The 9,251-nt window shown below is 33.4% G+C and carries 8 protein-coding genes; 5 read left to right on the top strand and 3 right to left on the bottom strand.

The annotated features are described in order from the left end of the window. The first annotated feature begins 895 nt into the window (after positions 1-895). The 3 genes from ptsG to CD128_RS06615 all read left to right on the top strand — a co-directional run bounded on the left by ptsG (position 896) and on the right by CD128_RS06615 (position 4,025). The gene (gene ptsG, locus CD128_RS06625; RefSeq protein WP_103329235.1) at positions 896-2,962 is read left to right on the top strand and encodes a glucose-specific PTS transporter subunit IIBC; all 2,067 of its coding nucleotides are present in this window, start codon (positions 896-898) and stop codon (positions 2,960-2,962) included. A gap of 301 nt (positions 2,963-3,263) precedes the next feature. Beyond that, the gene (locus CD128_RS06620; RefSeq protein WP_103329234.1) at positions 3,264-3,674 is read left to right on the top strand and encodes an acyl-CoA thioesterase; all 411 of its coding nucleotides are present in this window, start codon (positions 3,264-3,266) and stop codon (positions 3,672-3,674) included. A gap of 24 nt (positions 3,675-3,698) precedes the next feature. Then, entirely contained in the window at positions 3,699-4,025 is a 327-nt protein-coding gene (locus CD128_RS06615; RefSeq protein WP_103329233.1) for a thioredoxin family protein, read from the top strand. A gap of 221 nt (positions 4,026-4,246) precedes the next feature. On the opposite strand, the gene CD128_RS06610 is transcribed toward CD128_RS06615, so the two are convergent. Further along, positions 4,247-5,203: an L-lactate dehydrogenase gene (locus CD128_RS06610; RefSeq protein ID WP_103329232.1), complete on the bottom strand. Its 957-nt coding sequence runs from the start codon at positions 5,201-5,203 to the stop codon at positions 4,247-4,249. Between the two features lie 174 nt (positions 5,204-5,377). Between CD128_RS06610 and CD128_RS06605 the strand changes: the two genes are divergently transcribed. Then, positions 5,378-6,349, top strand: coding sequence for an alpha/beta hydrolase fold domain-containing protein (locus tag CD128_RS06605; protein WP_103329231.1), 972 nt, complete (start codon positions 5,378-5,380; stop codon positions 6,347-6,349). A 127-nt stretch (positions 6,350-6,476) separates the two neighbouring features. On the opposite strand, the gene CD128_RS06600 is transcribed toward CD128_RS06605, so the two are convergent. After that, positions 6,477-7,391: an EamA family transporter gene (locus tag CD128_RS06600; protein WP_103329230.1), complete on the bottom strand. Its 915-nt coding sequence runs from the start codon at positions 7,389-7,391 to the stop codon at positions 6,477-6,479. Between the two features lie 112 nt (positions 7,392-7,503). Between CD128_RS06600 and CD128_RS06595 the strand changes: the two genes are divergently transcribed. After that, positions 7,504-8,388 carry an AraC family transcriptional regulator gene (locus CD128_RS06595; RefSeq protein WP_103329229.1) on the top strand — a complete coding sequence of 295 codons (885 nt, stop codon included), beginning with the start codon at positions 7,504-7,506 and terminating at the stop codon, positions 8,386-8,388. A 23-nt stretch (positions 8,389-8,411) separates the two neighbouring features. On the opposite strand, the gene CD128_RS12010 is transcribed toward CD128_RS06595, so the two are convergent. Next, the gene (locus CD128_RS12010; RefSeq protein ID WP_103329228.1) at positions 8,412-8,729 is read right to left on the bottom strand and encodes a hypothetical protein; all 318 of its coding nucleotides are present in this window, start codon (positions 8,727-8,729) and stop codon (positions 8,412-8,414) included. Positions 8,730-9,251 lie beyond the last annotated feature (522 nt).

Here is a 9,251-nt window from a genome sequence, read left to right as displayed (position 1 = left end):
CTGCTCCCTCAGGCGTCGCTCAACTACGTTTCATTATCCATTTTAGAACTACTTACCTAAGTGCTATAGCACTTAGGTTCATTAACAGCACTGCTCCCCTAGGCGTCTTCACAACTACACTTCGTAATCTACCTTAGAACTACTTACGTAAGTGTTTGAACACTTAAGTTCCTCAACCCCAACTTGCATTGCTTGTAGAATTTCTATTCGAAATTCTTTATGTTGAGGCCCCGTCCCCAGCTTGCTTTGTTTGTAGACTTTCTATGCGAAAGTCTTTGTGCTAGGGCCCTGCGCTCAACTACGCTCTATTATCCATTTTAGAATTAATTATTTAAGTGTGTGAGCACTTAAGTTCATTAAAATTAATAGTAATAAAATCACTTTCACAACTTCTGTTCGTAATTTATCATAAGATTACTTTTTTAGTATGTAAGGATTTATTTTTTAAGACTTCTTTTTCAATGAGGAATTAATATAACGATAGTTTTTATGTAGTATTTAAGTATTTGTAGAAATAATTTAAAAAAACGATAAAGTGGGATCAAAAAAGTATTGAAAACGTTTTATCATGTGTATATAATAAAGATTAATTAACAAAAGAACTGCGTGTTACTATTAAATTAGGCATAAGCAAAAAAGAGGTTAAGACAAGTTAAACGTCTTAATTAGGGTACAACAAAGCTATAATCATCACTATACATATTAAGTAATGAATTAACTATAAGGCTTTGTAATTTGTATCCTTGGAAGTAGAGAAGACAACGGGAAAGCTCTACACTCATTAGGTTGAGTAAAAATTGAGTTTACGTTTTCTTAGATATACTTTTCTCTTTTTGCTTATGTCTTATTTGTTGTCATAAAGTTCGTTAAATGATTTAAGAAGGGAATAAGGCTTATGTTTAAGAAGTTTTTCGGTCAATTGCAACGTATTGGTAAAGCGTTAATGTTACCAGTTGCGATTTTACCAGCTGCTGGTATTTTACTTGCGTTCGGTAATGCAATGCACAACGAACAATTAGTTAAATTAGCACCATGGTTGAAAATGGATGTCTTCGTAATGATTTCATCTGTCATGGAAGCAGCTGGACAAATTATCTTTGATAACTTACCGTTGCTATTTGCAGTCGGTACAGCACTTGGATTAGCTGGTGGTGATGGGGTTGCCGCTTTAGCTGCTTTAGTAGGTTACTTAATTATGAATGCGACAATGGGTAAAGTTATGCATATCACAATTGATGATATTTATAGCTATGCTAATGGCGCAAAAGAATTAAGCCAAGCTAATAAATTACCAGCGAACGCTTTAATTTTAGGGATTCCAACACTTCAAACAGGTGTGTTTGGCGGTATCATCATGGGGGCACTTGCAGCATGGTGTTACAATAAGTACTACAATATTACGTTACCAGCATTCTTAGGATTCTTTGCAGGTAAACGTTTCGTACCAATTGTTACATCAGTTGTAGCAATCATTACAGGTATTGTATTAAGTTTCGTTTGGCCACCAATTCAAGATGGTTTAAACGGATTATCTAATTTCTTATTAAATAAAAACTTAACATTAACAACATTTATCTTTGGTATTATTGAACGTTCATTAATTCCATTTGGTTTACATCACATCTTCTATGCACCATTCTGGTTTGAATTTGGTCAATATAAAGACCATGCAGGTGACTTAATTCGTGGTGACCAACGTATTTGGATGGCACAGTTAAAAGACGGCGTACCTTTTACAGCAGGGGCATTCACAACTGGTAAATATCCATTTATGATGTTCGGTCTTCCAGCTGCAGCTTTCGCAATTTATAGAAATGCACGTCCTGAACGTAAAAAAGTTGTTGGTGGTTTAATGTTATCAGCAGCTTTAACATCATTCTTAACTGGTATCACTGAGCCATTAGAATTCTCATTCTTATTTGTTGCACCATTACTATATGTCATTCATGTTATCTTAGCAGGTACATCATTCTTAGTAATGCATCTTCTAGATGTGAAGATTGGTATGACATTCTCTGGTGGATTTATTGATTACATTCTTTATGGTTTATTAAACTGGGATCGTACACACGCCTTACTAGTAATTCCAGTAGGTATCGTTTACGCGATTGTTTACTATTTCTTATTCAGCTTTGCGATTAAGAAATTTAATCTTAAAACACCAGGTCGTGAAGACCAAGAACAAGAAATTCGTAACTCAAGTGTTGCGAAATTACCATTTGACGTGTTAGACGCAATGGGTGGTAAAGAAAACATCAAACATTTAGATGCATGTATCACACGTCTACGTGTTGAAGTAAATGATAAATCTAAAGTTGATGTACAAGGATTAAAAGCATTAGGTGCTTCAGGGGTACTTGAAGTTGGTAATAATATGCAAGCAATCTTTGGACCTAAATCTGATCAAATTAAGCATGACATGGCGTTAATCATGAAAGGTGAAATCACTAAACCTAGTGAAACAACTGTGACTGAAGAAGTTTCAGATGAACCTGTTCATGTTGAAGAAGTGAAAGAAACAGAAATTTATGCGCCAGGTACAGGACACATTATTCCGTTATCAGAAGTGCCTGATAAGGTATTCTCTGAAAAAATGATGGGTGATGGCGTTGGATTTGTTCCGGAAAAAGGAGAAATCGTAGCACCATTTGATGGTACGGTTAAGACCATTTTCCCAACTAAACATGCGATTGGTTTAGAGTCAGATACTGGTGTAGAAGTCTTAATTCACATTGGTATTGATACGGTGAAATTGAACGGTGAAGGTTTCGAAAGTTTAGTTAATACGGATGAGCCTGTAACTCAAGGTCAACCTTTAATGAAGATTAACTTAGCGTACTTACAAGAACATGCACCTAGTATCGTAACACCAGTCATCATCACAAATTTAGGCGACAAAACATTAACAGTTGAAGATGTCGAGTCAGTTGATCCTGGTAAAGCAATTATGAAAATTAAATAGATGAAAAATAAATCCTGATGGTAGTTAATCTACTGTCAGGATTTTTAATTACCATAATTCAATGGCATTGTATAGTAATAGTGCGGTTATAATAATATTTATCACTTTATAATGTTGGTGGTAGATGCGATTCATCATTTGGCCAAGAAGACTCCATACCACTGCGCCAGCAATCCCGTAAATAAAGTGAGCATATCATCAATGGTTTTAATTTTCAAAAATAAAAGTATATCTGATGAAAATCAAAATGTAACGGCGTAAAATAAAAGTGTACGATGATTTATAAAAGGAGTTAAATATTATGTCTGAGGAAGGTTTATTAGTAGCCGAAAAAGAAATAGAAGTGAATAACTATGATATTGATGCGATGGGTATAGTAAGCAATATCGTCTATGTGCGTTGGTTCGAGGATTTACGTACAATCTTCATTAATGAATATATGACATTCTCTGAAATGATGAAACAACACATTTCTCCAATATTAATGAGAACTGAAGTGGATTATAAAGTACCTATCACAATTCATGACAAACCTGTAGGACGTTGTTGGTATGTTAAAGGTAGTCGTTTAAAATGGATCTTTAAATTTGAAATTGCTTCAGGAGACAAAGTACATTGCGTGGGTTACCAAACAGGCGGATTCTTTGATTTGGAACAACAAAAGATTACTAAGATGCCAGAAGTATTCCAAAATCTTCTTAAAAAAGATTAAATATTTGAGGTAGAGGTGAATGTAATGACAGAACAACTTAACAGTATAGAACAATTTCATCAATTTATAGAGACACATCCGTTAGCCGTCATCCATGTTATGCGTGACCATTGTTCAGTATGTCATGCTGTATTGCCTCAAATTCAAGATATTGTAAAAGAATATAGTCATGCTGCGTTTGGCGTCATTAATCAATCTGAAGTAGAAGCCATCGCTGGAGAGTTGTCCATTTTTACTGTGCCAGTAGATTTAATCTTTTTAGATGGAAAAGAAATGCACCGACAAGCACGCTTTATCGACATGCAAAGCTTTGAACATCAACTACAATTGATGAATGATAGTTTACATTAATAATAGGGGGAGTGGGACAGAATTCTTTTTAAATTCGTCGTCCCACTCCCAGCTTGCTTTGCTTGTAGAATTTCTTAGTGAAATTCTCTTTGTTGGGGCCTCGCCCGCATGGATGACTAGAACTGAGAAAAGCTTGATTTAAGCGCCTTCTCAGTTCAGTCAGCTACTGCGAATTTGCAAAATAGCATCATTATATTATTTATGGCCCAGCCTTTTTCTTTTTATATGTAATTATTTATAATTTTATCAGCACGTTGTTGGTATTCTGCGATAATTTCACCAGATTGTTTTAGTTTTGATAATTCTTCTTCTGATAGTGCTAATTCGATAATTCGATCGGCTCCATTTCCATTGATAATTGTAGGAGTGCCAATATATAAATTGTTTAAACCGTATTCTCCCTCAACATAACTTGATACATTCATAATAATATTTTTATTAAAGAGAATAGCTTCTACTATGCGAACTAAACTTAAAGAAATTCCAAAATTGGTTGTTCCTTTTCGTACATATATATCATAACCTACTTGAGTAGTTTGTGATGAAATTGAATCCTTAAATGATGTGATATCTGTATCATTGCCAAGTAATTTTAATACAGGTTCACCTGCTATTTGAGCGTGTGACCAAACATGAACTTGCGAGTCACCATGTTCACCTATAACCGGAGCATATACATTATGAGGAGCTACATCAAAGGTACGACTTAAGAAGAATTCGAAGCGCGCAGTATCAAGAGATGTACCTGAACCAATCACTTTGTTTTTAGGGAAGTTGGATACGTTTTTAATGACGTAGCTCATAATATCAACTGGATTTGACGGTAACACAAAATAACCATCGAAGCCGTTATCGATAATTTGTTGAACCATAGGTACAAAGATATTCACGTTATCTTCAAGAAGTTTAAGACGCGTTTCTCCTTTGTCTAGTTTAGCGCTAGCACAAATAACTACAATATCAGCATCTGCACAATCAGAGTATGTTCCTAGATGAACATCGACAAAGTTGTCGCTAAAAGGTGTAGCGTGATTTAAATCCCAAACATCAGCTTTGGCTTTATCTTCATCAATATCAATGATAGCGAGTTCATCAACTAATCCTTTTGCTACTATAGCGTGTGCAAATGCAGAACCTACATATCCACTACCAATAAGTACAATTTTATTACGTGTCACAATCGAGAACCTACTTTCTTATTAAATTTTGAAAATTCTTACAATTTAGTATAAGAATACCATTTTATTAATAAAAGAAAAACCCTTGAAACATTCGTTATAATGAAATGTATTTTACTAAAATAATGCAATATATAGGTTTATAATTAATAGATGTATAGGAGGACGATAAAAATGAAAAAAAGATTATTATCAGTGATGACTTCAGGAATATTAGGTTTCCTTGCTTATATTAAAGTTAAAGAAAAACGTAGTTATCAAAGTTATTTAAGAGAGAAATTTATTCGAATGTCAGGCATGAAAAAGACTTTCGAGAATGTAGACGATGCGAAAAAAGCATTAGAAACAACAAAAGAGATAACTGCAGGTAAATATGGCGGTACAAGTTATGAATTTGAACATGATGTTAGAATTAAAGATTGGCATGGTTCATTAACTTATATCTTAAATGATAAACGTGATCGTCAACAAAAAATCGTGCTTTATGTTCACGGTGGTGCTTGGTTCCAAGATCCACTGGAAGAACATTTTCAATTTATTGATAAATTAGCTGGAGAATTGAATGCTAAAATCGTGATGCCTATTTATCCTAAAGTGCCACATCGCGATTATCGTACTACGTTTCAATTATTAAAAGAACTTTATGAAAAACAACTGATGTTAGTGGATAGTGCGAGCCAAATTACAATTATGGGTGATTCTGCTGGTGGACAAATAGCCTTATCATTTGCACAATATATAAAAGAAACGACTCAATTACAACAACCTGGGCATCTTGTTTTAGTATCACCAGTATTGGATGCTACGTTTAGTAATCCGGAAGCAAAAGAATATGAAAAAATTGATCCAATGCTGGGTATTGATGGCAGTAAATACTTTATTGAATTATGGGCAGGCAACTTACCTATTGAAGACTATAAAATTTCACCAATCAATGGTGATTTAGAAGGATTAGGACGTATTTCAATCTTTATTGGTACTAAAGAAACGTTATATCCTGATGCAGTAAAATTATCTAAGATGTTAAGTGAAAAAGGTATAGATCATGATTTCACACCAGGCTACAACTTGTTCCATATTTATCCAGTCTTCCCATTACCTGAGCAACAAAAATTCTTTGAACAATTGAAGAAAATTATTAAATAATATGCCATCATTTATCATAAAACCATGAGCCATGAAGTGATTAGTCAAAAGTGGCAAGAATGTTGAATATAATGAAAGAGAGAGAAATGACGTGAACTTACGTCATTCCTCTCTCTTTTAATTTTAACTATGGTGTTTCTGGTTGCTTTTTCAACGATAAGATGAGTATGAGTAGTAATATCAATACGATACCAATGATTTGAATAGACTTAAATGAGACATCAAGCCACAACGCACTTGTAACCACAGCAATAACGGGTTCAATTGTACCCAGTAATGTCGTTTCTTTAGGAGAAAGGTATTTCAAACTATCGATAAAGAGATAGAACGCTAAAGCTGTTCCCGCAATAATGCCGAAGATGAGGTATCCTATCGTAGACGGTGCCATTTGGGTTAAAGGCACTTGCCAAATTGGATGTTTAAAATTCATTGCAATACCTGAAATAATCATTGCCCAACCTACGACCAAGATAGAAGGAAACTTCTCAAGCAAGCCAGTAGCGTAGATTGTATAAAAGGCTAGCGCAATGCCTGAAATAATTCCCCATGTTAGGCTTGTAGGAGAGACGACCAAATGTGAAATGGACCCATTTGTGAGTAATAAAAATGTGCCGATTAATGTCATCGCAATAGCTAAAACATCAAAAGGACGAAATACATCTAATCCGCGAATGACAAACCAAATAATAATATAAACAGGCGCTATATATTGTAGTAAAGTAGCGACGGCTACATTCCCCATAGCAATCGAAGACATATAAGCGTATTGCACAAATAACATGCCTATTAAACTATAAATCAGTAAGCTAATGAATATTTTTAAATTTTTAAAAACAACTAATATAGAGCGCTTTGGGTATAGCACTTTATAAACACCTAGTAGAAAGATACCACTAATAATAAGGCGTGCAGTCACATACCAATCGACATCTATACCGCGTTGGTTAAATAATAAATCAGAAACGGTACCACCTAATCCCCATAATGCAGCCCCGATAATAGCGAAGAGCACACCTTTTAATCTGTGTTGCGTGCGAGTCATTCAATGCACCTCCATCTATTTTGTTAAATTATAAATCTCATAATATAATGTTTTTAAATAAGATAATACTCAAATAATGATTAAAACTATCAAGATATTGAGGTGTTTCGGAATGAGTAGACGTATGGTTATCAATGACGATTTAGAAGAAAAGATTAAATATCCAGATGGACGTTGGCCTCATGTTATTTTACATACTAGATTAAATGAAACGTTATTAGGATACATACCGCTACATTGGCATTACGCTTTACAGTTGATGTATGTAACTGAAGGAACTGTACAAGTGAAGATAGCAGATAATGAGATCGTGATTGAACAAGGAGAAGGATTATTTATTAATTCCAATATTGTTCATGAAATTCGTGAAATTCGATTTAATTCACGTTTTTATTGCTGGAATATAGGATTACCTGATGTGACGGAATATATTAATTTTAAATATATGAGTTATATTATTGATCAATCGTCCGCCATTCCATATATCAAATTAGAGCGTCGCATTAAGGAAGATGTGGGTTTATTGGATAGTATTGAAAAAGTAGGACAAACTTTTATAGCACAACAAGGGTATTATCAATTAGAAGTGTTAAGTGAATTTTATCGATGTCTTAACTATTTATTATTTATTTTTGAAAAATATAATAAAACAAATCATTATTTCTTTGACCCAAGAGTTAAGCAATGTATTGAATATTTACAAACTCATTATCAGAAAAAAATAACGTTACAAGAGATAAGCCAATTAATGCAAATAAGTGAAGCGGAAACGATTAAATTATTTAAACGATTTGTAGGGGAGACGCCTTTCAACTTTCTTCAGAATTATCGTTTAGAACAAAGTGCTAAGCAATTAATGTATAGGAAGCATAGTGTCACAGAAGTAGCGATGACATGTGGGTTCTCAACGACGAGTTATTTTATTCAAATGTTTAAACAAAAATACAAACTGACGCCTAAACAGTTTCAAATTCAATATGCCAAGGACTTTAAATGAAATAAAAGCAAATGCCTATCATCTCAATCTGATGATTGGGCATTTGCTTTTTTATTATAAATATCTAACTGTGTAGATTGTGTATTTGTAGCTATTTCATCTTTAGGTAATTCATTCGGTTCATTTGCTTTATTCATATTTAATTCACGGATGTCTTCATTTGATGTTTTAGTTACGTTATTAATGTGATGAGGATCAGTATCTAATACAGAACGACTCATATCATTACCTTGTAAACTACCTAAAAGAATAAAGATTAAGTAACTAGAACAACCTAGTAATATGATTGCTAGGTAAATGCTAACTGCGATTTTTACGGGTTTTGTCATGGGTCTACTCATTGAGTCCCTCCTGAATTTAGACTATAAATAAGCCCTTTCACTTTTCGTCTAAAGCACCACTTCTTCTTTAGAAGTTAGTGGTACTTACACATGAGCTATTGCTTTAATTAAAAAGGAGATACTACGTCACGCACTTCATTTCCTCAATTAAAAAGGGCTTTCTTTTAGTCGTCTATAATTTAAATTTATATTATCAATAATCCTACTATCGCTTTATTCATGTCTAAGGTAACATCAAAATTTTAAGTTAGTGTAAATAGAGGGTAAATATTTGTTTACTTATAAAATTAAAATATCCCTGTTAAAAATAGAAAAAGTATTTTATCATTTTCAATAACGCAATATTTAAAAAATATAAAAAGATTTACAAACGTAAATGCTTTTTAACATTTCGTTTACATTTTTAAAACTGACAAAACATGCACGTGTTAGCATACCTTTATTGGTAGTAATAGTTAAAGGTTTATTTTTAATAAGCTATTACTAGGAATGAAAGTGAAATTAAGTTATTAATTTAATCTA

This window comes from Staphylococcus croceilyticus (assembly GCF_002902575.1).
In the GTDB taxonomy this organism is placed as follows: Bacteria; Bacillota; Bacilli; order Staphylococcales; family Staphylococcaceae; genus Staphylococcus; species Staphylococcus croceilyticus.
Note: the sequence above shows the minus strand (reverse complement) of the source record. Positions and strands in the feature narration are given on the sequence as shown.